Here is a 21,616-nt window from a genome sequence, read left to right as displayed (position 1 = left end):
GCCAGATCGGCGCTGGTGGTGCTGTCGAAGGCCACCAGTGAAGAAGCTCAGGTCGTCGAAGCCGAAATAGTCGCTGGTGGCGGTATCGCCGTCATTGGCGTTGAATTCGATCCGGTGCAGCCCGGCGAATTCGCCGTCCAGGAAGCTGAACGAGTCAGCCGAGCCCTGATTGGCAATGATCGTGCGTTCGGCGACAAGCTGCGTGCCTGCTTCGTCGGCATAGCCGCGAATGGTGATTTCGAGCCCCGACCGGAACGCCGCCGAGAAGGCGCCGCCAAGGAAGCTGAACTGGCTGGCATTGGTGATCACCACCGGTGACCCGGCCGCATTGTCATAGCCGCCGACTTCGTTGTTGTTCGCCTCGGCAATGAAGGCAAGGTTCGGCCCCGAGCTGGTCGTGTAGCCGGGGATCGCGCCATCGGGACTATAGACGCCGGTCTGGCTGAAGCTGAAGCCACGATAGTCACTGATCGGCGTTTCGCCGCCGGCGGCCAGCGTGATGTCGTCGAAATCGAGCAGCACGGTCGTCGTGTCGCTGAACGTCAGATTGTCGATCCCGAAATAGTCGAGCGTCGAGTCATCGCCGTCGTTCGCGCTGAATTCGACACGCTGCGCGCCGAGGAAAGTGCCGAAGTCGAGCCCGCCGAGGAACGACACATTCTGCTGCTCGCCGACGCCGACCGTGACGGTGCGCTGCCCGATGACATGCTCGCCACCTTCATCGGCATAGGCGCGGACCGTCACTGTCAGGCCGGGGCGGAAGGCAGAGGAAATGTCGAGCGATTCGAGATTGAAGGCGGCGCTGCGCGTCATCGTCAGCGGGGTGCCGCGTGCCGCATCTTCATAACCGGGGACCTCGAAATTGCCCGCTTCGGAGACGAACAGGATATTCTGTCCCGACGTCGCCACATAGCCAGCAATCGCACCATTGGGGTTGTAGACACCGGCCTGCAGCCAGTTGAAGCCGCCGAAGCCGTTGGCCAGCCGCTGTTCGTCGCCTTCGGAGAGGATGATTTCGTCGAAATTGAGCGTAGGCATTGGCGCAATCCTTTCATTGTTTCAGTGTCTCAATCACAGGCGTGCGAAATCACAGGCTGAATAACAGCCTGAAAATCCCATTGTGATGAAATCGGCTAATCCGTAATTGAACTTCAGAATTCAGACGTAAAAATCTATCCAATCACCCGCAATATAACTGCGGATGGAGGATGGAGGTCATTGTCGATGCATCGTTCGTCTCCGAACAAGCGCACTGGATATCGATTTCGCCGCGTGAATGGACTTCTATCAACTATCATAATCGGACGATTTACCAATGCTGCGAGACGGCATTGCGGCAAGATCGGACAAAAACCGATCGACGCGCGTCAAGAGATGGAAAAAGTCGCGCGCCGCAGTGGTGTCAGGCGGCGGCGCGTGCCTCGGCGGCGGGGGCGGCTTTCAGCGTAAGCGTGGCGGTGGCACCCAGTCCCTTGCCTTCGCTTTCCAGTCGCAGCGAGCCTTCCATCGCGTTCATCGAATTGGCGCACCAGTGGAGGCCCAAGCCGCCCGACTTGTGCTGCCGCGTCGAATAGCCGCGCTGGAACAAGGTCGCGCCGACTTCAGGTGAGAATCCCTCGCCGTCGTCACGGATGACGATTTTCACCACGCCATCCTCCTCGCTCACTGCGACGCGGATGCTGCCGGAGCCGGTGCCCTTGGCGGCAATCGCCTCGGCGGCATTGCCGAACAGATTGCCGATCACCTGGCTCAGGATGATGCGATTGGCCATCACCAGCCAAGGCCGCGCCGGAAATTCGAACGCGATAGAGGTTTCGCCCGAATAGCGCGCGATCGTCGCATTCTGGGCGATCAGATCAGTGACGTCGCACGTGTCGAGCGGCGGCCGTTCATGCGCCTGCGCCTGTTGGGTGCCGATGATTTCGAGCACATGCTGCATCGCCTCGCGCCCGGTCTTCAATTGGCGGGCGCGGTCGCTGCGCGCTGCTTCCTCCGCCTCGATCGCAGCGGCGACGAAAGCGGCGAGCTTCTGGCGGCGGGCGGCGGGAATGTCGTCGCGTGCGAGTTCGCCGAGCGCGCGGTCGATCATCGCCTTGTCGGCAGGCGGCGCATCGGCGAGCCCGCGCGACAGGATCGTGCTGATCGGATTGAGCGCATTGCGGACATTGTGCATCACCGCGACCGCGCTCTCGGTCTTGCCAAGCGCGAAGCTCTGCACTTCGAGTTGTTCGCGCAGATCCTTGAGCTGGCGCAGCATCTTGTTGAAGCTGCGACCGAGCGATCCGATTTCGTCGCGGCGCTCTTCTTCGCCCTGCAGCAGCGACAGCGATCCCGACGCGGTCACGACATGCATGTGCCGTTCGACGCGGTTGAGCGGCGCGAGCACGAGGCGGGCAATCGCGCGGCTGAGCACGACCAGCAGCACCATCAGCAGCACGGTCGAGCCGATGATCGCGAGCAGCAGCATCCGCGTGCCCAGCGTCGATACTTCGCGCGGCACGGTGAAGCTGACGCTGGCGACGGCATGGCCGTCGGCGCCGAGGATCGGCACGCCGATCGTCATCTTGCTCCGGCTCGGCGTCACCACCGGGCGGTCGGCCTGAGCGGGATCGAGCCGCGCGCCGATCTGGAGCAGTTTCGACAATTGCTGCGAGGTGATCTGGCGGACCATCAGCACATAGCCGCGCGGCGCGCCGCTGCCGTCCGACCGGCGGACCTGCGCGACGCCGACGGCGGCGACGACATCGCCGACGCGGGCATAAAAGGCGGAAGAATTGCTGTTGCCGACTGCGCGCTTGAAATCGATGCGGCGGATGCGCTCGATCAGCTGCTGGCGCATCGCTGGATAATCGGCGCCCCGGGCCAGATCGAGCCAGCGCGCAATAACCACCCGACCGTCATTGCCGATATAGGCCATGCCGCTGACGTCGAGATTGGCCATCGCCAGCGTCGAAAAGCTTTCCTTCTCGAACGCAGAAGTGGGGTGGCCCATATAGTCGTAGGACGAATTCCAGTCGCCGTAATCGCGCACGGCGGTTTCGACCTTGGCGATATTTTCGTTGAGCGCAGCGTGCGTGCGCGCGACATGCGCGTCGACCGACGCGGCCTCAAGCTGGTTGAAGCTGGGCGTGATGACCGCCGCCAGCAGCAGCGTGATCGCGACCGAGCCGAGCAGCCCGACAGCGGTCAGGATCAGCAGCAGCTTCGCGCCGAGCGACCCCGGTCGCCGGCGTGGCAGGGCGAACCGCAGGGCGGGCATCAGCCGTGCGTCCCGGTTCCTTGCAGCAGCGCCGGACCGTCGCCGGGGTCATCCTTGCCTTCGATGCTGCCGCGCGCCGCCATGTCGCGCGCCACCTGAGCATCGACCGGCCGCGCGAAATAATAGCCCTGCATGTGCGACGCACCGGCCAGCCGCAGCGCCTGCAACTGTGCTTCGGTCTCGACGCCTTCGGCAATCACGCCGAGCCCGAGTGCGCGGCCGAGATGGATGATCGAATGGACGATCGCGGCGCTTTCACGCTCGCGGCCCATGCCGTCGATGAAGCTGCGATCGATCTTCAGGCAATCGAGCGCGAACTTGCGGATGTTGTAGAGCGACGAATAGCCCGTGCCGAAATCATCGAGCGCGATGCGGAAGCCCATCTGGCGCAGCCGGTAAAGCGTTTCGGCGGCACGGTCGGCATCGTCGAAGATTGCGGTTTCGGTGATCTCGATCTGCACGCGCGCAGGCTCGACGCCGGCGCGCTGGACGCATTCGACCAGATGCGCGACGAAATTATGCCGCCGGAACTGGCGGGGCGAGAAGTTGATCGAGACATATTGCCCCGGCCAATTGTGCAGCTCGGCAAGCGCCGTTTCGATCACAAAGTCGCCAAGATCGTGAATCAGGTTCGATTCCTCGGCGATCGGAATGAACATCGCCGGCGAGATCGGGCCATATTCGGGCGATGCCCAGCGCAGCAACCCTTCGAAGCCGACGATGTCGAGCGCTTCGCCGCCGACGATCGGCTGATAGACCAGCTTCAGTTCGCCCCGCGCAATCGCCTGACCCAGTCCGCCTTCGATGCGGCGGCGGAACTTGATGCTGTCGTCCATGCTCTCGTCATAGGCGCGCACCACCCCGCGCCCCGCGCGCTTGGCTTCGTTGAGGGCAAGATCGGCGCGGCGCATGACGTCGACCGGGTCGCGCACCGGCTCGGCTTCAGTGACGACCACGCCGATCGATGCATTGGCCTGCACCGAATGGCCGACAAGCGTCAGCGTCACCGACATGCGGCGCAGCATCAGCTCGCAGGCCATCACGGCGGCTTCCTCGCCGGGGGTGTCGAACAGGATGCCGAATTCGTCACCGCCCAGCCGGGCGACCATGCCACCTTCGGGCACGGCAGCGCTCAATAGCTGATAGACAGAGCGGATCATCTCGTCGCCCGCCAGATGGCCGAGCGTGTCGTTGACGAGCTTGAACCGATCGAGATCGAGCATCGCGGTTGCAAACCTTTCCTTGCCGCGCGATCGCTCGGTCAGCGCGCGCAGGAAGGCCAGGCGATTGGGCGCCTCGGTGAGCGAGTCATGCGTTGCCATGTGCAGCGCCTTGCTCTCGTTCGCGGCGAGTTCGCGGCTCTGATCCTCGAGCGTCACCACTTGCGCGGCGAGTTGCGCGCGCGCGGCGGCGAGTTCGAGATCGATCTGCCAGCGCTTCGTCAGCGCGGTCGCGGTCTGGACGATTTCGTCGACTTCGAACGGCTTGGCGATGTAGAAGATTTTGTCCGCCGGTCCCGCGACCTTGGCGATTTCGATTGGCGAGAAGTCCGAATAACCCGTCACGATGACGAGGTTGATGTCGGGATCGAGCGCGCGGATGCGTTTGGCGGTCTCGCGGCCGTCGATCCCCGGCGGCATGCGGATGTCGATGAAGGCGACCGCGAAGGGATCACCCGCCACGCGTGCTTTTTCGACTTCGGCGACGCCGTCGAGGCCTTGCATCGCATGGGTAAGCGCGAATTCGGGGGCGTCGTCGGCGGGGGCTGGGGTGTCGTCATCGCCGAACAGCTCGGCGGCCATCGCGTCGAGCGTCCCGCCGCTGGCGGGGGCGAAGCACTGGCGATAGCTGTCGTGCATCGCCGGTTCGTCGTCGATAATCAGAATCCGCACCGGGCCACTCCCCCTCGATAATCTTAACGATCATGCGGGGAGCGTGGTTAAGAAAGCGTTAGAGCGCTGCCTTCGCGAGCACCGGATCGTCGTATTTCCATCGTCATCCTCGCGAAGGCGGGAGTCCATAAGGGCTGGCGGGGAGACGGGCGGGTGAGGCGAGTGCTTATGGATTCCCGCCTTCGCGTGAATGACGTGATGGCATTTGCGTCGGACTGACCCTTAAAGCGCCGCCTGGCCGAGCAGGATAGCGCCGAGCGGACCCGCCCGGTCGCCGAGCGCTGCCGGGACGACGAAGGCATCAAGATCCCCCAGCAGCGCGAGATTGCCATAGCTGCCAATGCTGTCGGCAAGGGCGGCGCGAATGCGGGGCAGCAGATGCGGGGTGCCGACTGCGACGCCGCCGCCGAAAACGATCCGGCGCGGGACGCCGGTCAGCACCAGCGTGTGGCACAATTGCGCGATGGCGTCAGCCACCGGCACCCAGGCGTGATCGTCGTCGGCGAGCTGATCGCCCGGCTTGCCCGCGCGCGCTGCAATCGCGGGGCCTGACGCGAGCCCTTCGACGCAATCGGCGTGGAAGCTGCAGATGCCGGAGAAATCGTCGCCCGGCAGGCGGCGCGGGCGGATATGGCCGAGCTCGGCATGGGTGAGCCCCGACAGCGGCTTGCCGCCTGCGATCAGCCCGACGCCGACGCCAGTACCGATCGTGACATAGGCGAGGTCGGCCAGCCCCTGCGCCGCCCCCCAGCGCGCCTCGGCGAGCGCGGCACCGACGACATCGGTGTCGAAGCCGACCGGCACGTCGTAGCGCGCGGCGAGGCGCGGGGCGATGTCGGTGCCCGACCAGCCGGGCTTGGTGGTCGCGGTAATATGCCCCCAATCGGGGGCGGCGCGATCGATCCCGACCGGCCCGAAGCTCGGGATGCCGAGGGCGGCAAAGTCTCGCCAGCCGTCGAGCACCGCCTCGATCGCCGCCAGCGTTTCGGCGGGGGTGGTGGTCGGCACGCGCTCGATCGCGCGCACGTCATCGGGGCCGGTGCCCAGGATGCACACGCATTTGGTGCCGCCGAGTTCAACCCCGGCGACGAGCGGCGCGCTCACTCGACCGTGACCGACTTCGCCAGATTGCGCGGCTGGTCGACGTCGGTGCCCTTGAATACCGCGACGTGATAAGCGAGCAGCTGGATCGGTACGGCATAGACGAGCGGCGCGATCAGCGGATGCACTTTGGGCATTTCGATCGTCGCGATCGTGTTCTCGCCTGCCTGCGCAATGCCTTCAGCGTCGGAAACCAGCACCACCTGCGCGCCGCGCGCCTGCGCTTCCTGCATGTTGCTGACGGTCTTGTCGAACAGCGGCCCCGACGGTGCGAGCACGATCAGCGGCACGCTGTCGTCAATGAGGGCAATGGGACCGTGCTTCATTTCGCCTGAAGCATAGCCCTCGGCGTGGATGTAGCTGATTTCCTTCAGCTTCAGCGCGCCTTCGAGCGCCATCGGATATTCCGGGCCACGCCCCAGATAAAGCACGTCGCGCGCCGCCGCGATCTTGGGCGCCATCGCTTCGATTTCTTCGTCGTGGGCGAGGGCCATGCTCATCGCTTCGGGCACGCTTTGCAGCTGTTCGACGATCTCGCTTTCGGCTTCCGCACTCAGCAGCCCCTTGGCGCGGGCGAGATTGACCGCAAGCGCCGCCATCACCGCGAGCTGGCAGGTGAACGCCTTGGTCGAGGCAACGCCGATCTCGGGCCCGGCATGGGTCGGCATCAGCAGATCGACTTCGCGCGCCATCGAGCTGGTCGGCACGTTGATGATCCCTGCCGTCGTCAGCCCCGCCGCCTTCATGTGGCGTAGCGCCGCGAGCGTATCGGCAGTTTCGCCCGACTGCGACACGACGACGCCGAGCTGGTCGGGCGTCAGGACGGGGTCGCGGTAGCGGAATTCGCTCGCGACATCGACTTCGACTGGCACGCGGGCGAGGCTTTCGATCCAGTATTTGCCGATCATCCCGACATAGGACGCCGTCCCGCACGCCACTATGGACACGCGCTCGACGCCACCGAGGTCGAACTCCATGTCAGGCAGCGCGACGCGGTTCTCGAGCGGGCGCAGATAGGACCGGAGCGTCTGCGCGACCACCACCGGCTGCTCGTGAATTTCCTTGAGCATGAAGTGGCGGTAATTGCCCTTGTCCATCAATTGGCCCGACGCGCCCGAATTGACGATCGGGCGCTCGACCGGCTGGTTGTCGCGGTCGAAAATCTCGACCTGGGCACGGGTGATGACGACCCAGTCGCCTTCCTCCAGATACGCGATCCGCTGGGTGAGGGGGGCGAGCGCCAGCGCGTCCGATCCCAGATAGTTTTCACCGTCGCCATAACCGACCGTCAGCGGCGCACCGAGCCGGGCGCCGATCAGCAGATCGGGTTCGGACTTGAACATCACGCCGAGCGCAAACGCGCCGTGCAGGCGGGGGAGGACGGTGGCGACGGCATCGCGCGGCGATGTCCCCCGCTCGATCTCGCGCGCGATCAGATGCGCGACGACTTCGGTGTCGGTCTGGCTGAGGAAGGTGCGGCCATCGGCGAGCAGCTCATCGCGCAGCGGCTTGAAATTCTCGATGATGCCGTTGTGGACCAGCACGACGTCTCCCGCGATGTGCGGATGGGCATTGTCTTCGGTCGGCGCGCCGTGCGTCGCCCAGCGGGTGTGGGCGATGCCGCTGCTGCCGGGAAGCGGACTGTCGGCGAGCACGTGGGCGAGATTGGCGAGCTTGCCCGGCGCGCGGCGGCGCTCGAACCGGCCGTCATGAACGGTGCAGATCCCGGCCGAGTCATAGCCGCGATATTCGAGCCGCTTGAGCCCGTCGAGCAGTCGATCCGCCACCGCGTCCTGCCCGAGAATGCCGACGATTCCGCACATAAGATCGTTTTACTCCAATATATTACTTGGCGTTCTTCTTCGCCGTCATCAGCTCGCGAAAGCGCTTTGCCCAGCCTGGCTTTGCCGCTTGGGCACCACGCGCCAGCGCCAGCGCATCGGGCTCGACATCGGCGGTGACCACCGATCCCGCGCCGACGATCGCCCCGGCACCGACCGTCACCGGCGCGACCAGCGCCGAATTCGATCCGATGAAGGCACCTTCGCCGATCACGGTCTTGTACTTGAAGAACCCGTCATAATTGCAAGTGATGGTGCCGGCGCCGACATTGGCCTTCGCGCCGACCTCGGCATCGCCGAGATAGGTCAGATGGTTCGCTTTGGCACCGGCCCCCAGCACTGCCTTCTTGGTCTCGACGAAATTGCCGATCTTGGCTTTCTCGCCCAGTACCGTGCCGGGGCGGAGCCGTGCAAAGGGACCGACTTCGCAGGCCCCGCCGATCACGGTGCCCTCGATATGGCAATTGGCGCGGATCGTCACCTTGTCGCCGACCGTCACGCCGGGGCCGAAGAAGACATTGGGCTCAATCACGACATCGCGACCCAACACCGTGTCATGCGCGAACCAGACGGTGTCGGGCGCGATCAGCGTGACCCCATCGGCCATCGCTTGCGCGCGTCGCCGCGCCTGCCATTCACCTTCCAGCGTCGCCAGTTCGGCGCGGCTGTTGACGCCGGCGACTTCGAACGGATCGGTGGTGACGACCGCGCTCATCCGGCCATCGTCATTGGCGATGTTGACGATGTCGACGAGGTAATATTCGCCCGCGGCATTGTTGTTGCCGACGCGCGCGAGCAGCGCGAACAGGTCGGCCGCGCGCGCCGCCATCAGCCCCGAATTGCACAGCCGCACCGCGCGCTCGGCTTCGGTCGCGTCCTTGTGTTCGACCATCTTCACGATCCGGTCGCCGTCGACGATGACGCGGCCATAGCGCAACGTGTCCTCGGGCTCGAAGCCGAGAACGACGATCGCGGGCGCATCCGGCGCGTGGAGCCGATCGAGCATCCGCTGCATCGTCTCGGTCGGCACCAGCGGCACATCGCCATAGAGGATCAGCACATCGCCATCAAAGCCCGCCAGCGCTGCCTCGGCCTGTTGCACGGCATGGCCTGTGCCGAGCTGCGGTTCCTGCACCGCCAGCGTCGCGCTGCCGCCCAATGCCGCTTCGAGCTGGTCGCGGCCCGAACCGACCACGACGACTTTCCGCGTCGGTGCAAGCGCATCGACGCTCGCCAGCAAGTGCATCAGCATCGGCTGGCCAGCGATCGGGTGGAGAACCTTGTGGAGATCGGATTTCATCCGCGTGCCCTTGCCCGCGGCAAGGACGACAGCGGCGATCGGTGGTGTCGTCATGCGAAAGCCCCTGAGCCTTGTCGGCGCCCTGCCATGAACCGCTTGCCAATGCCACCGCTTTGCGGGCAGCCAGTCGGGCATGAGCGAAAATTCACCGATGCGGCCGGACCGCGCCTTCGACATCGTCGGCTTCGATCTTGACGGGACGCTGCTCGATACCAGCCCCGATCTGGCCGCCGCCGTCAATCACGCACTGGCACTGGCAGGGCGTCCGCTGCTCAGTCCCGAGCAGGTCGAGCCGATGATCGGCGGCGGGGCGAAGGGAATGCTCCGCCTTGCGCTGGAGGCCAGCGGCGGATGCGCGCCTGACATATTCCGCGGCTACTACAAGGAAATGCTCCGCCATTACGAAGCGCATATCGCCGATTTGACGCAGCCCTATCCCGGCGCGCTCGCGGCGCTTGATGCGCTGGCGGGGCAGGGGGTGAAACTTGCCGTCGTGACCAACAAGTTCGAATCGCTTGCGGTGCGGCTGCTCGGGCTGATCGGCCTGCTCGACCGGTTCGAGACGGTGATCGGCGGCGATACGCTGGGGCCGGGCAATGCCAAGCCGAGCGCGGCGCCGATCAACGAGATGATCGCGCGCTGCGGCGGCGGGCGCGCGGTTTTCCTCGGCGATTCGATCTACGACATCATGGCGGCGAAGGCTGCGGGCATTCCATCGATCGCGGTCAGCTTCGGCTTTCTGCATGGGCCGATCGAGGAGCTCGGTGCCGATGCCGTGATCGATCATTATGACGCGCTGATCCCCACGCTCGAGCGGCTCGCGCGTTAGCCTGTGTCGCCGCTGGAGGTCATCGCCTTCTTGCTCGGCATCGCCAATGTCGTGCTGGTGGTGCGGCGGAGCATCTGGAACTACCCCTTCGCGCTGGCGATGGTCGCGCTCTACGCGCGGATTTTCTACGATGCGAAGCTCTATAGCGACGCGCTGCTCCAGTTCTTCTTTCTCGCGGTCAATCTCTACGGCTGGTGGGCGTGGTCGCGCGCGGCGCGCAGCAGCGGCGAGATCCGGGTCGAGCGGTTGGGGACGCTGGCGCGGCTCGGCTGGGCGGCCGCCACTGCCGTCGCCATCGCCGTCTGGGCGAGCCTCGTCCAGCGCTACACCGATGCCGCGCTGCCGTGGTGGGACGCGAGCGTCGCGATCATCAGCGTCGCGGCGCAGATCATGCAGTCGCGGCGGCTGATCGAAAGCTGGGTGCTGTGGATCGGCGTCGACCTGCTGTCGATCGGCCTTTACGCCGTGAAAGGGCTGTGGCTCACCATGGTGCTCTATCTGATATTCTTGGTGCTCGCGGTCTGGGGGCTGATCGACTGGCGAGGCGCCCGTAGGCAGGATGTTGCCGGATGATCCGCACGATTTGCCTGCATGGCCCCGAGAGCACGGGCAAGTCGACGCTGATCGAGCGGCTCGCGCGGCATTACGATGCGATGTTCGTGCCCGAATATGGCCGCACCTTCGCCGAGCGGCGCGGGGTGGACTTCACCATGGCCGATCTCGTCACCATCGCGCAGACGCACGCAGCGATGACGCAGAGCGCGCTTGCCTCGGGCGCCGATCCGCTGCTGCTCGACACCGATCCACTGATGACGGCAGTTTGGGCCGACATGCTCTTCGGTACGCGCGATCGCTGGTTCGATGCATGGAAGGCGACGGCCGATCTCTACCTGCTGCTCGACATCGACCTGCCGTGGGTCGACGATGGCACCCGCATGTTCGGGACATCGGCAATGCGCCGACGCTTCTTCGACTTGTCCAAGGCCGAACTCGAACGGCGCGGCGTCCGCTGGGTGCTGGTCGGCGGGCAAGGCGAGGCGCGCTTCGCCAATGCGCTGGCGGCGATTGAGGCGGCGCGGGCCGCCTGATCGCCCCGCAGCGCGGATCAGCGCGAGGGCGCGAGCTTGGTGTTCAGCACCCAGCCGATATTGTCGTTTTCATCGGCGACTTCCCACCACAGCCCGTTCTTGTTGCCGGTCGGGTACAGGATCGACCCGGCCGGCAAGGTGCGGATTACTTTCGCCGTGCCGATGGCGCTGGCGCGGAGCTGGACCGGCCCTTGTGCCGTGTAGGTCTTGGTGGGAGCGGCCTCTGCCGTGCCCGCATCGCCCGGCTGGACCAGCCCGAGCGCATTGACCATGTTGGTATAGGCCTGGATAAACGACAGCGTGATGATCTTGCCAAGATCGGTATTATCGTAACCGCCACCGACCGCGCCGGCGATCGCGAAAAAGCCGCCGCCGCCAATCGACAGGTTGTTCTTGGCGGCATAACCCTCCTCGACCGCGATCGTCTCGGTCGTGCGGACATTGGTCAACGACAGCACCGTATTCGCTTCGAGCTTGCGGTTCCGAATGCCGCCGATCGCGCCCCCGACGCGCCCGCCCAGAATGCCGCCGATTCCCGCTGCCGCGCCGCTGCCGCTGGTATTGTCGTCAGCATTGGCGATCTCGGCGACCAATACATAATCGGCAGCCTTGATCTGGCCCTGGCCGACATTCGAGCGCCGCTGCAGCCCCAGGTCATTGCCGATGTCGCGTTCCTGCTGCGCGGCATTCAGTCCCGCGCCGCGATCGACCAGGTTGAAACAGCCCGATCGCTGGACGAGCACGCGCAGCAGCTTGGCGGGCGGGGCGAGATTGTTCTGCATCCACGGCCGCGCATCATCGCCGTCGCGGATCGACAGCGTACCCAGCTTGCGCGCGCACTTCGGCACGTCGTTCATCGTCGCCTGCTGCAGGCGCTGGCCGCTCGACGGCTTGGCGAGCTTTTGCGCCTCGGCAGGAACCATGGCGGTGGCGATCAACGCTGTTGCAACCAGTCGGCCAGCTTTCATGCCCGTCATCCCCCAATGTGGGTTGTGGTACGATGATAACCCAAAACGGTGCGCTTGTGAATGTTGCGCGGCGCCGCTGCCGATAATTTGCCGGGGCTTTGTCGGCGACGCGTCATCCTGCTATGCGGCTCGCGAAAGCGCTATTCCGCCCCGACCAGAGACCTCAGTGACCCCGCTCGACCGCATCCGTAACTTTTCCATCATCGCGCATATCGACCATGGCAAATCGACGCTCGCCGACCGGCTGATCCAGCAAACGGGCGGGCTGACCGCGCGCGAAATGTCCGAGCAGGTGCTCGACAACATGGACATCGAAAAGGAACGCGGCATCACCATCAAGGCGCAGACCGTGCGCCTCAATTACCGCGCGAAGGACGGGCTCGACTATGTGCTCGACCTGATGGACACGCCCGGCCACGTCGACTTCGCCTATGAAGTCAGCCGCAGCCTCGCTGCGTGCGAGGGCGCGTTGCTGGTGGTCGATGCCGCACAGGGCGTGGAAGCGCAAACGCTCGCCAACGTCTATCAGTCGATCGAGCATGACCATGAGATCGTGCCGGTGATCAACAAGATCGACCTGCCCGCCGCCGAACCCGACAAGGTGAAGGCAGAGATTGAGGAAGTGATCGGCCTCGACGCGTCGCAGGCAGTGCTCACCAGCGCCAAGTCGGGCATCGGTATCGAGGACGTGCTCGAAGCGATCGTCACGCGCATCCCGCCGCCCAAGGGCGATGCGACGGCGCCGCTGAAGGCCATGCTGGTCGACAGCTGGTACGACCCTTATCTCGGCGTTGTCATCCTTGTGCGGGTGATGGACGGCGTACTGAAGAAGGGCCAGCTGATCACCTTCATGCAAGCGGGCACGCAGCATCTGATCGACCGCGTGGGCTGTTTCCGCCCCAAGATCGAGCAATTGACCGAGCTCGGGCCGGGCGAGATCGGCTTCATCACCGCGCAGATCAAGGAAATCGCCCAGACCCGCGTCGGCGACACGATCACCGACGCGAAGCGCCCCGCCGATGCGCCGCTGCCGGGCTTCAAGGAAGTCCAGCCGGTAGTGTTCTGCGGGCTGTTCCCGGTCGACGCCAACGACTTTGAAAAGCTGCGCGATTCGATCGGCAAGCTGCGGCTGAACGACGCGAGCTTCAGCTTCGAGATGGAAACATCGGCGGCGCTTGGCTTCGGCTTCCGCTGCGGTTTCCTCGGGCTGCTGCACCTCGAGATCATTCAGGAACGGCTGACGCGCGAATATGATCTCGACCTGATCACCACCGCGCCGTCGGTCGTCTATGAGATCGAGCTGACCCACGGCGGCGGGCTGCTCGAACTCCACAACCCCGCCGACATGCCCGATCCCAACAAGATCGAATCGATCGCGGAACCGTGGATCGAGGCGACCATCTATGTCCCCGACGAATATCTCGGCAGCATCCTGAAGCTCTGTCAGGACCGGCGCGGCATCCAGAAGAACCTGACCTATGTCGGCGGGCGCGCGCAGGTGACCTATGAACTGCCGCTCAACGAAGTCGTGTTCGATTTCTACGACCGGCTGAAGTCGATCAGCCGCGGCTATGCGAGCTTCGACTATCACCAGATCGGCTATCGCGAGGGCGACCTCGTCAAGATGAGCATCCTCGTCAACAACGAGCCGGTCGATGCGCTCAGCATGATCGTCCACCGCGCCTCGGCCGAAGTGCGCGGGCGCGGCATGTGCGAGCGGCTGAAGGACCTGATCCCGCGCCACTTGTTCAAGATTCCGATCCAGGCGGCGATCGGCGGCAAGGTGATCGCGCGCGAAACGATTGCCGCACTGCGCAAGGACGTGACCGCGAAATGCTACGGCGGCGACGCAACCCGCAAGCGCAAGCTGCTGGAAAAGCAGAAAGAGGGCAAGAAGCGGATGCGGGAATATGGCTCGGTAAGCATCCCGCAGGAGGCGTTTATTGCCGCGCTTAGGATGGGCGACGAAGGGTAGGCGAGCCTTTCGACGGCTGCCGGTCACCGATGGCGGATTATCCGGAACCGCCATCCCGCTCGCGCGTCGGGGGGAACAGGCGTATGGACACGCCGGGGCCCAACAATCGGCAGGAGCATTCCACATGACCGACTCGACGATCAACCAAGCGACCGAAACCGCCAAGCAGAAGACCGAGGACATGGCCAACAAGATGAGCGACCAGTTCAAGGTCGTCGGCGACACGATGCGCAAATCGGGCGAGCGCATTGCCGAGACCGGCACCGAGCTCGGCATGCGCTTGCTCGACCAGGCCGAAGCCAACACGCGCGAAGCCTTTGCAGCGATGCGGGCCGCCGCCCATGCGCGCGACGTGTCCGAAGTGATGCGCATCCAGTCGGACTATCTGCGTGAGCAGAGCAATCGCGCGATGGAACAGGCGCGTGAAATCGGCGAGCTGATCACGCGCTATGGCCGCGACACGATCGGCCAGATGACCAACCGCGACTAAAGCCGCGCCAAGACCTGGGCGATTGCCGAGGTTTGCCAATCGGGATGCCGCCGGTGCCACGTGCGCCGGCGGCATTTCTGCGTGTGCGGGTGGCGGCGGTAATTGACTTGTCCGGCGGGTGTAGGTTGGGAAGGCTATGTTCGACACGCTCGACCTGCTGCTCGCGCTGTGCCTGATGGGCGGGGCGGCGCTCTATTCGAGCGTCGGCCATGGCGGCGCCTCGTCCTATATCGCGATCATGGCGCTGTTCGGCGTGCCCGCCGCGGTGATGCGCCCGACTGCGCTCGCGCTCAACATCATCGTGTCGAGCTTTGCAGCACTGCGGTTCGTGCGCGCCGGGCAGTTCCGCTGGCGGGTGCTGTGGCCGTTTCTGATCGGCGCATTGCCGATGGCCTACATCGGCGGCGCCATCCATTTGCCGAGCCAGATCTACCGGCCAATCGTCGGCGTGGTGCTGTGGCTGGCGGCGGCACGCCTGCTGTGGCCGAAGCCGTTGCAGGCGATGGCGGAGACGCGCGACCCGCCCGTTCCGGCCGCGATTGCCGCTGGAGCCGGGATCGGCTTACTGTCGGGCCTGACCGGCACCGGCGGTGGCATTTTCCTGTCGCCGCTGCTGCTGTTCTTCGCTTGGACGACGCCAAAGCAAGCTTCGGGCGTCGCGGCGGTGTTCATCCTCGTCAATTCGATCGCTGGCCTCGCCGGTAATGCTGCCTCGCTCCAGCATCTGCCGCCCGCCTTGCCGCTTTACGCGGGCGCCGTGCTGGTCGGCGCGGTGATCGGGACGACGCTCGGTATCCGGCTTCCGTCGGCGCTGGTGGTGCGGTCGCTGGCAATGGTGCTGATGGTCGCGGGGGCGAAGCTGATCGGTGTTTACTGACCGACAGGGCAGGGCAGGCTGGCGCTGCGCAGCGTTTGCGCTGCCACCGGCGTGCCCGCCGCAATGGTCGCGCTCCGGCCGGAGAAAACGCTGCTGACGAAGCCAAGCCCGATCACCTGACCGGCGGACAGCGTGCCATGCCCGCCTGCCGACCCGGTCAAGCGAATCGTCGTGTCACCGATGCGAATATAGAGCGGCGCAAGCGCGAGCTTGCCGCTTTGCCCCATCGCGCCGGTGCCGCGCGCCTCGGTCACTTGCCCGGTCGCGGCCGTCCCGGCAGGAATGACGACGGTGCCGTCGACCACGACATCGGCTGAAGTCCGCAGCGCGACGATATCCCCCTTGGCGGCCGCCTTGCTCGACAGCGGCTGCGCCGTCACGAGCGGGATCGGGCTGTCTTGCGGCAAGATCACTGCGCCGGTGCACATCGCCCCGCCGAGAACGATCGCCAGGATCATTGCGCTGGCGCTGCAGCGGGCGCAACCAGCCGGGGCGACGGCCCCGACAGGTCGAGCGTTACATCGTCCGCAATGAAGCCGTTGACGATCTCGCCGCCCTTGATCTTGGCGTTGTTGCCGCGGTGAAACAGGCCGGTCAGTCCGGCGAAAAGAACGGCAGCACCCGCCGAGCCGGCGCCGGTGCCCTTGGCCGAGATATCGCCTTCCACCGGTATGCGAACGTCACCCAGCGCGAGGTGGGTGAGCTTGGCGGTCAATCGCCCTGACTTGCCGAGCCCGCCGGCGTCGCGCGCGGCGATGATTTCGCCATAAACCCAGCTTCCGGCCGGCACGACAGTAACGCCGCTAACGACGACGGGTTTGTTCACGCGCAGCTTGAAGACTTGTCCTGGCTTTGCGCTCGCCGTGCTCACTTCGGTCATCGCCATCAGCTCAATCGGCGTGTCGCGCTTCAGCGTCACGGTCTGGCCGGTGACGGCGGCAGTCTCGATCGGGGTCACTACCGGTTGCGGTGGCGCAGGAGGCATCGTCTGGCCATTCGCCCAGAGCGCTGCGACAAGAATGAGTCCGGACACTTCACCCCCCTATAATCTTGAGTGTCAAAAGCTGGCACCGCTTTGTATTTTTGGCAAGTTTTACACAAGTCGGTTGAACCCATGATTGGCCATGCCATAGTGAACGCCTCGAACTTCTTCGAGTTTTTTGTGGGGAGGGGAAAATGTTGAAGAGAGGGCGTGCGCTGCTGATGATTGCGGCATTGGTCGGGACGGCGTCTGTACCTGTGCTGGCAGCCGAAAATCCTGCCAAGCAATATGTGGTGGTGAATGAAGAATTCGGCGTGCCTGTATTCCCCAACGACATCACCGATCGCCCCTATACGGTGATCGGCGAGGTGAAGGCGAAGGTGCGCAAGGCAACGATCTTCAGCAAGGAAGCGTCGCAGAAGAAGATCTACCGCGAGCTGTGGGAGCGCGGCGAGAAGCTGGGCGCCGACGCTGTCATCAATGCGCGTTACGGCGATTCGCACGTGACCGCGCTCAGCTGGGGATCGACCACGGCCACCGGCACGGCGATCAAGTTCAACAAATAGCGCCGCGCGTCGCCAAACGGCGACCGCGCTAACGAAAAGCCGCCGCCCGATCGCTCGGACGGCGGTCTTTTCGTTGGTTCGCTGAGGGCGATCAGCTGTTCAGATAATCGCCCGCATCGGCATCGGTGCCATGACCGCTCGGCACAACCTCGGCGAGCGGATCATCGCCCGTGCCGCCAGCATCGCGCGGGCTGCGCGCGAGTTCGGCGGCGTGCTCCTCGGCCGCCGAATTGGGCGCGACGATCGCCGCATCCATCCGGCGCTGCGCCACCCGCATCGCGGCGTCGCGCGAATTGGCAGTGACGCGCAGGCGGTTCATGCCGGCACCCGTGCCCGCCGGGATCAGGCGCCCGACGATCACGTTTTCCTTCAGGCCGATCAGCGTGTCCTGCTTGCCCTGAACCGCTGCCTCGGTGAGGACGCGGGTGGTCTCCTGGAACGACGCCGCCGAGATGAAGCTGCGGGTCTGCAGCGACGCCTTGGTAATGCCGAGCAGCACTGGCTTGCCCTGGGCGGGTGCCTGACCCTTTTCGAGCTTCGCGTTGATCTCCTCCATCTCCTCGCGATCGACCTGTTCGCCGGCGAGCAGCGTGGTGTCGCCGCCGTCGGTGATTTCGACCTTCTGGAGCATCTGGCGAACGATCACCTCGATGTGCTTGTCGTTGATCTTCACGCCCTGAAGTCGGTAAACTTCCTGGATCTCCGACACGAGATATTCAGCAAGCGGCTCGATGCCGAGCACTTCGAGAATGTCGTGCGGATCGGGCGAGCCGCCGATCAGGTTATCGCCGCGCTTGACGTAATCGCCTTCCTGCACGTCGATGACCTTCGACTTCGGCACCAGATATTCCACGACCTCGCCGCCGTCCTCGGGCTGGATGCCGATCTTGCGCTTGGCCTTGTAATCCTTGCCGAACACGACGCGGCCGCTGACCTTGGCGATGATCGCGTTTTCCTTGGGCTTGCGCGCTTCGAACAGCTCGGCAACGCGCGGCAGACCGCCGGTGATGTCGCGCGTCTTGGCGGCTTCGCGCGAAACGCGGGCAAGCACGTCTCCGCCGAACACCTTGGCGCCGTCCTCGACCGACAGCGTCGCGCCGGGGGCGAGCATGTAGCGGCCCGCCTCGCCCGATGCATCGTCGAGCAGGGTCAGGCGCGGACGCAGATCCTCCTTCGACTTGGTGCTCGCGCGATATTCGGTGACGACGCGCTGGGTGATGCCCGTCGCTTCGTCGGCCTGCTCGGTCAGCGTCTTGCCGTCGATCAGGTCGACATACTTCACGACGCCGGGGTTTTCCGTGATCACCGGCATGGTGAACGGATCCCATTCGGCCATCCGGTCGCCCTTGCTGACGCTCGCGCCATCTTCGTGCATGACATAGGCGCCATAGGGGATGCGGTGGACCGCGCGCTCACGGCCTTCGGCGTCGATGATCGCGAGTTCGCTCGACCGGCTGAGCACGACGCGGCGACCGCGCTGGTCGACGATGACGCGGACGTCGCGATATTCGACCGTACCGTCGGCCGACGCTTCAAGGTTCGACTGCTCGTTGATCTGCGCCGCACCACCAATGTGGAACGTGCGCATCGTCAGCTGGGTGCCCGGCTCGCCGATCGACTGGGCAGCAATGACGCCGACCGCCTCACCGATGTTGACGGGCGTGCCGCGCGCAAGATCGCGCCCGTAACACTTGCCGCACACACCGATCTTGGTCTCGCACACCAGCGGCGAGCGGATCTTCACGGCCTGCGTCCCGAGCGCCTCGATCTTCGCAACCATCGGCTCGTCGAGCAACGTGCCCGTCGGGATGACGACCTCGTTGGTCTTGGGATCGACGATATCCTCGGCCGTGGTCCGGCCCAGGATTCGCTCCCCAAGCGACGCAATGGTCGAACCGCCTTGCACGATCGCACGCATTTCCAGCGCGCGCGTGGTGCCGCAATCCTCCTCGATGATGACGCAGTCCTGCGACACATCGACGAGGCGGCGCGTGAGGTAGCCCGAGTTCGCCGTCTTGAGCGCGGTGTCGGCCAAGCCCTTGCGGGCGCCGTGGGTCGAGTTGAAATATTCAAGGACGGTCAGGCCTTCCTTGAAGTTCGAGATGATCGGCGTTTCGATGATCTCGCCCGACGGCTTGGCCATCAGCCCGCGCATCCCGGCGAGCTGCTTGATCTGCGCCTGGCTGCCGCGCGCACCCGAGTGCGCCATCATGTAGATCGAGTTGATCGGCTTCTCGCGGCCCTTCATCGGGCCGTCTTCGTAGCGCTTGACCGCCTTGATCTCGTTCATCATCGAATTCGCGACCTGGTCGCCGCAACGGCTCCAGGCGTCGATGACCTTGTTGTACTTTTCCTGCTGCGTGATCAGGCCGTCCTGATACTGCTGCTCATAATCCTTCACCTGTTCGCGCGTTTCCTCGACCAGCTTTTCCTTGTCGGGGGCGATGATCATGTCGTCTTTGCCGAACGACATGCCCGCCTTGAACGCGTGGCGGAAGCCGAGCGCCATGATCGCGTCGGCGAACAGCACCGTCTCCTTCTGGCCGGTGTGACGATAGACTTCGTCGATCACGTCGCCGACGTCCTTCTTGGTCAGCAGGCGGTTGACGATGTCGAACGGCACCTTGTGCGACTTGGGCAGGCACTCGCCGAGCAGCATGCGGCCGGGCGTGGTCTCGTAGCGCTTGAGGTAGGTCTTGCCCGCCTCATCGGTCTGCGGCACGCGGGTGATGACCTTGGTGTGCAAGGTTACCGCGCCCGAATCGAGCGCGTGATGGACTTCGGCCATGTCGGTGAGGAGCATGCCTTCGCCCGGCTCGCCGGTCTTTTCCATCGTGATGTAATAAAGACCCAGCACCATGTCCTGCGACGGCACGATGATCGGCTTGCCGTTGGCGGGCGACAGGATGTTGTTGGTCGACATCATCAGCACGCGCGCTTCGAGCTGGGCTTCGAGGCTGAGCGGCACATGGACCGCCATCTGGTCGCCGTCGAAGTCGGCGTTGAACGCCGAGCAGACCAGCGGGTGCAGCTGGATAGCCTTGCCCTCAATGAGGACCGGCTCGAACGCCTGGATGCCGAGGCGGTGGAGCGTCGGCGCGCGGTTGAGCATCACCGGATGCTCGCGGATCACCTCGTCGAGGATGTCCCAGACTTCCTTGCGCTCCTTCTCGACCCACTTCTTGGCCTGCTTAAGCGTCATGCTCAGGCCCTTGGCATCGAGGCGGGCGTAGATGAACGGCTTGAACAGCTCGAGCGCCATCTTCTTGGGCAGGCCGCACTGGTGCAGCTTCAGCTCGGGACCGGTCACGATGACCGAGCGGCCCGAATAGTCGACGCGCTTGCCGAGCAGGTTCTGGCGGAAGCGGCCCTGCTTGCCCTTGAGCATGTCGGACAGCGATTTGAGCGGGCGCTTGTTGGCACCCGTGATGGTGCGGCCGCGGCGGCCGTTGTCGAACAGCGCGTCGACCGCTTCCTGCAGCATGCGCTTTTCGTTGCGGACGATGATGTCCGGCGCGCGCAGCTCCATCAGCCGCTTGAGGCGGTTGTTGCGGTTGATCACGCGGCGATAGAGATCGTTCAGATCCGACGTCGCGAAGCGGCCACCGTCGAGCGGCACCAGCGGGCGCAGTTCGGGCGGGATGACCGGAATGACTTCGAGGATCATCCACTCAGGGCGATTGCCCGAATCGATGAAGCTCTCGACGACCTTCAGCCGCTTGATGATCTTCTTGGGCTTGAGTTCCGACTTGGTGACCGCGAGCTCGTCGAGCAGCTGCTGCCGCTCGCCCTCAAGGTCGAGGTTTTCGAGCATGATCCGCACCGCTTCGGCGCCGATCCCGGCCGAGAACGCGTCCTCGCCGTACTGATCCTGCGCGTCGAGCAGCTCGTCTTCGGTCAGCAGCTGATACTTCTCGAGCGGGGTCAGACCCGGCTCGATGACGATATAGGCTTCGAAGTACAGCACGCGCTCAAGCTGCTTGAGCTGCATGTCGAGCAGCAGGCCGATGCGCGACGGCAGCGACTTCAGGAACCAGATGTGCGCGACCGGCGCAGCAAGCTCGATATGGCCCATGCGCTCACGCCGGACCTTCGAGACGGTGACCTCGACGCCGCACTTTTCGCAGACAATGCCCTTGTACTTCATGCGCTTGTACTTGCCGCACAGGCATTCGTAATCCTTGATCGGACCGAAGATACGCGCGCAGAACAGGCCGTCACGCTCGGGCTTGAACGTGCGGTAGTTGATGGTCTCGGGCTTCTTGATCTCGCCGAACGACCACGAACGGATCTTGTCGGGCGACGCGATGCCGATCTGGATCTGGTCGAAAGTCTCCGGCTTGACGACCGGGTTCGCGAAGTTGGTCAGTTCGTTCATGTTTTCTTACCTCAATTCCCCTCCCGCTTGCGGGAGGGGTTAGGGGTGGGCGCCCGCTATCAACGGACCA

The 21,616-nt window shown here is 64.6% G+C and carries 17 protein-coding genes; 7 read left to right on the top strand and 10 right to left on the bottom strand.

Annotated features, from left to right (window positions below; genetic code table 11):
* The 6 genes from AX672_RS10665 to glmU form a co-directional block, all read right to left on the bottom strand.
* A partial coding sequence (locus AX672_RS10665; protein WP_168727435.1) for a hypothetical protein occupies positions 1 to 1,038 on the bottom strand: 1,038 nt, incomplete at its 3' end.
* 364 nt (positions 1,039 to 1,402) lie between these two features.
* Positions 1,403 to 3,259 (bottom strand): CHASE4 domain-containing protein, encoded by a 1,857-nt coding sequence (locus AX672_RS10660; RefSeq protein ID WP_202189308.1) that lies wholly within the window; start codon positions 3,257 to 3,259, stop codon positions 1,403 to 1,405.
* The gene (locus tag AX672_RS10655) at positions 3,259 to 5,151 is read right to left on the bottom strand and encodes a putative bifunctional diguanylate cyclase/phosphodiesterase (RefSeq protein ID WP_066651103.1); all 1,893 of its coding nucleotides are present in this window, start codon (positions 5,149 to 5,151) and stop codon (positions 3,259 to 3,261) included. Before AX672_RS10655 ends, AX672_RS10660 begins: the two co-directional genes overlap by 1 nt.
* 222 nt (positions 5,152 to 5,373) lie before the next feature.
* Entirely contained in the window at positions 5,374 to 6,255 is an 882-nt protein-coding gene (locus AX672_RS10650) for an ROK family protein (protein ID WP_066651102.1), read from the bottom strand.
* Positions 6,252 to 8,075, bottom strand: coding sequence for a glutamine--fructose-6-phosphate transaminase (isomerizing) (gene glmS, locus AX672_RS10645; protein WP_066651101.1), 1,824 nt, complete (start codon positions 8,073 to 8,075; stop codon positions 6,252 to 6,254). Before glmS ends, AX672_RS10650 begins: the two co-directional genes overlap by 4 nt.
* Before the next feature lie 22 nt (positions 8,076 to 8,097).
* Positions 8,098 to 9,447, bottom strand: a complete 1,350-nt coding sequence (gene glmU, locus AX672_RS10640; protein ID WP_066651100.1) for a bifunctional UDP-N-acetylglucosamine diphosphorylase/glucosamine-1-phosphate N-acetyltransferase GlmU — start codon at positions 9,445 to 9,447, stop codon at positions 8,098 to 8,100.
* 79 nt (positions 9,448 to 9,526) lie between these two features.
* On the opposite strand from glmU, the gene AX672_RS10635 reads away from it, so the two are divergent.
* From AX672_RS10635 to AX672_RS10625, 3 genes are read left to right on the top strand one after another with little or no spacing between them, the layout of a single operon-like run.
* Positions 9,527 to 10,222, top strand: coding sequence for an HAD-IA family hydrolase (locus tag AX672_RS10635; RefSeq protein ID WP_066651099.1), 696 nt, complete (start codon positions 9,527 to 9,529; stop codon positions 10,220 to 10,222).
* Between the two features lie 3 nt (positions 10,223 to 10,225).
* Entirely contained in the window at positions 10,226 to 10,795 is a 570-nt protein-coding gene (gene pnuC, locus AX672_RS10630; RefSeq protein WP_066651098.1) for a nicotinamide riboside transporter PnuC, read from the top strand.
* Positions 10,792 to 11,310 carry an AAA family ATPase gene (locus tag AX672_RS10625; protein ID WP_066651097.1) on the top strand — a complete coding sequence of 173 codons (519 nt, stop codon included), beginning with the start codon at positions 10,792 to 10,794 and terminating at the stop codon, positions 11,308 to 11,310. The genes pnuC and AX672_RS10625 overlap by 4 nt, the downstream gene beginning before the upstream one ends.
* 17 nt (positions 11,311 to 11,327) lie before the next feature.
* Here AX672_RS10625 and AX672_RS10620 read toward each other — a convergent pair whose 3' ends face one another.
* On the bottom strand, positions 11,328 to 12,278 hold the full coding sequence (locus AX672_RS10620) for a CsgG/HfaB family protein (RefSeq protein ID WP_066651207.1): 951 nt from the start codon (positions 12,276 to 12,278) through the stop codon (positions 11,328 to 11,330).
* 166 nt (positions 12,279 to 12,444) lie between these two features.
* Between AX672_RS10620 and lepA the strand changes: the two genes are divergently transcribed.
* The 3 genes from lepA to AX672_RS10605 all read left to right on the top strand — a co-directional run bounded on the left by lepA (position 12,445) and on the right by AX672_RS10605 (position 15,620).
* Positions 12,445 to 14,253 (top strand): translation elongation factor 4, encoded by a 1,809-nt coding sequence (gene lepA / locus AX672_RS10615; RefSeq protein WP_066651096.1) that lies wholly within the window; start codon positions 12,445 to 12,447, stop codon positions 14,251 to 14,253.
* A gap of 124 nt (positions 14,254 to 14,377) precedes the next feature.
* Entirely contained in the window at positions 14,378 to 14,743 is a 366-nt protein-coding gene (locus tag AX672_RS10610; RefSeq protein ID WP_066651095.1) for a phasin family protein, read from the top strand.
* 136 nt (positions 14,744 to 14,879) lie between these two features.
* Positions 14,880 to 15,620 carry a sulfite exporter TauE/SafE family protein gene (locus AX672_RS10605; RefSeq protein WP_066651094.1) on the top strand — a complete coding sequence of 247 codons (741 nt, stop codon included), beginning with the start codon at positions 14,880 to 14,882 and terminating at the stop codon, positions 15,618 to 15,620.
* Here AX672_RS10605 and AX672_RS10600 read toward each other — a convergent pair.
* Both AX672_RS10600 and AX672_RS10595 read right to left on the bottom strand, forming a co-directional pair.
* Positions 15,614 to 16,078: a hypothetical protein gene (locus tag AX672_RS10600; RefSeq protein ID WP_066651093.1), complete on the bottom strand. Its 465-nt coding sequence runs from the start codon at positions 16,076 to 16,078 to the stop codon at positions 15,614 to 15,616. The two genes, AX672_RS10605 and AX672_RS10600, sit on opposite strands and share 7 nt — an antisense overlap.
* Positions 16,075 to 16,653, bottom strand: a complete 579-nt coding sequence (locus tag AX672_RS10595) for a hypothetical protein (RefSeq protein ID WP_168727433.1) — start codon at positions 16,651 to 16,653, stop codon at positions 16,075 to 16,077. The genes AX672_RS10600 and AX672_RS10595 overlap by 4 nt, the downstream gene beginning before the upstream one ends.
* Before the next feature lie 143 nt (positions 16,654 to 16,796).
* Between AX672_RS10595 and AX672_RS10590 the strand changes: the two genes are divergently transcribed.
* Positions 16,797 to 17,168: a heavy metal-binding domain-containing protein gene (locus tag AX672_RS10590; RefSeq protein WP_231731274.1), complete on the top strand. Its 372-nt coding sequence runs from the start codon at positions 16,797 to 16,799 to the stop codon at positions 17,166 to 17,168.
* 91 nt (positions 17,169 to 17,259) lie between these two features.
* On the opposite strand, the gene rpoC is transcribed toward AX672_RS10590, so the two are convergent.
* Entirely contained in the window at positions 17,260 to 21,546 is a 4,287-nt protein-coding gene (gene rpoC, locus AX672_RS10585; protein ID WP_066651091.1) for a DNA-directed RNA polymerase subunit beta', read from the bottom strand.
* Positions 21,547 to 21,616 lie beyond the last annotated feature (70 nt).

The organism is Sphingomonas sp. CCH10-B3 (genome assembly GCF_001556185.1).
Classification (GTDB): Bacteria; Pseudomonadota; Alphaproteobacteria; order Sphingomonadales; family Sphingomonadaceae; genus Sphingomonas; species Sphingomonas aquatica.
This window is presented reverse-complemented; position numbering and strand designations above follow the sequence as displayed.

Coding starts and splice junctions, on each gene's coding strand:
- AX672_RS10660 (WP_202189308.1), bottom strand. CDS start 3,259: ATGCCCGCCCTGCGGTTCGCCCTGCCACGCCGGCGACCGGGGTCGCTC.
- glmS (WP_066651101.1), bottom strand. CDS start 8,075: ATGTGCGGAATCGTCGGCATTCTCGGGCAGGACGCGGTGGCGGATCGA.
- glmU (WP_066651100.1), bottom strand. CDS start 9,447: ATGACGACACCACCGATCGCCGCTGTCGTCCTTGCCGCGGGCAAGGGC.
- AX672_RS10635 (WP_066651099.1), top strand. CDS start 9,527: ATGAGCGAAAATTCACCGATGCGGCCGGACCGCGCCTTCGACATCGTC.
- AX672_RS10625 (WP_066651097.1), top strand. CDS start 10,792: ATGATCCGCACGATTTGCCTGCATGGCCCCGAGAGCACGGGCAAGTCG.
- AX672_RS10620 (WP_066651207.1), bottom strand. CDS start 12,278: ATGAAAGCTGGCCGACTGGTTGCAACAGCGTTGATCGCCACCGCCATG.
- AX672_RS10610 (WP_066651095.1), top strand. CDS start 14,378: ATGACCGACTCGACGATCAACCAAGCGACCGAAACCGCCAAGCAGAAG.
- AX672_RS10605 (WP_066651094.1), top strand. CDS start 14,880: ATGTTCGACACGCTCGACCTGCTGCTCGCGCTGTGCCTGATGGGCGGG.
- AX672_RS10600 (WP_066651093.1), bottom strand. CDS start 16,078: ATGATCCTGGCGATCGTTCTCGGCGGGGCGATGTGCACCGGCGCAGTG.
- AX672_RS10590 (WP_231731274.1), top strand. CDS start 16,797: ATGTTGAAGAGAGGGCGTGCGCTGCTGATGATTGCGGCATTGGTCGGG.
- rpoC (WP_066651091.1), bottom strand. CDS start 21,546: ATGAACGAACTGACCAACTTCGCGAACCCGGTCGTCAAGCCGGAGACT.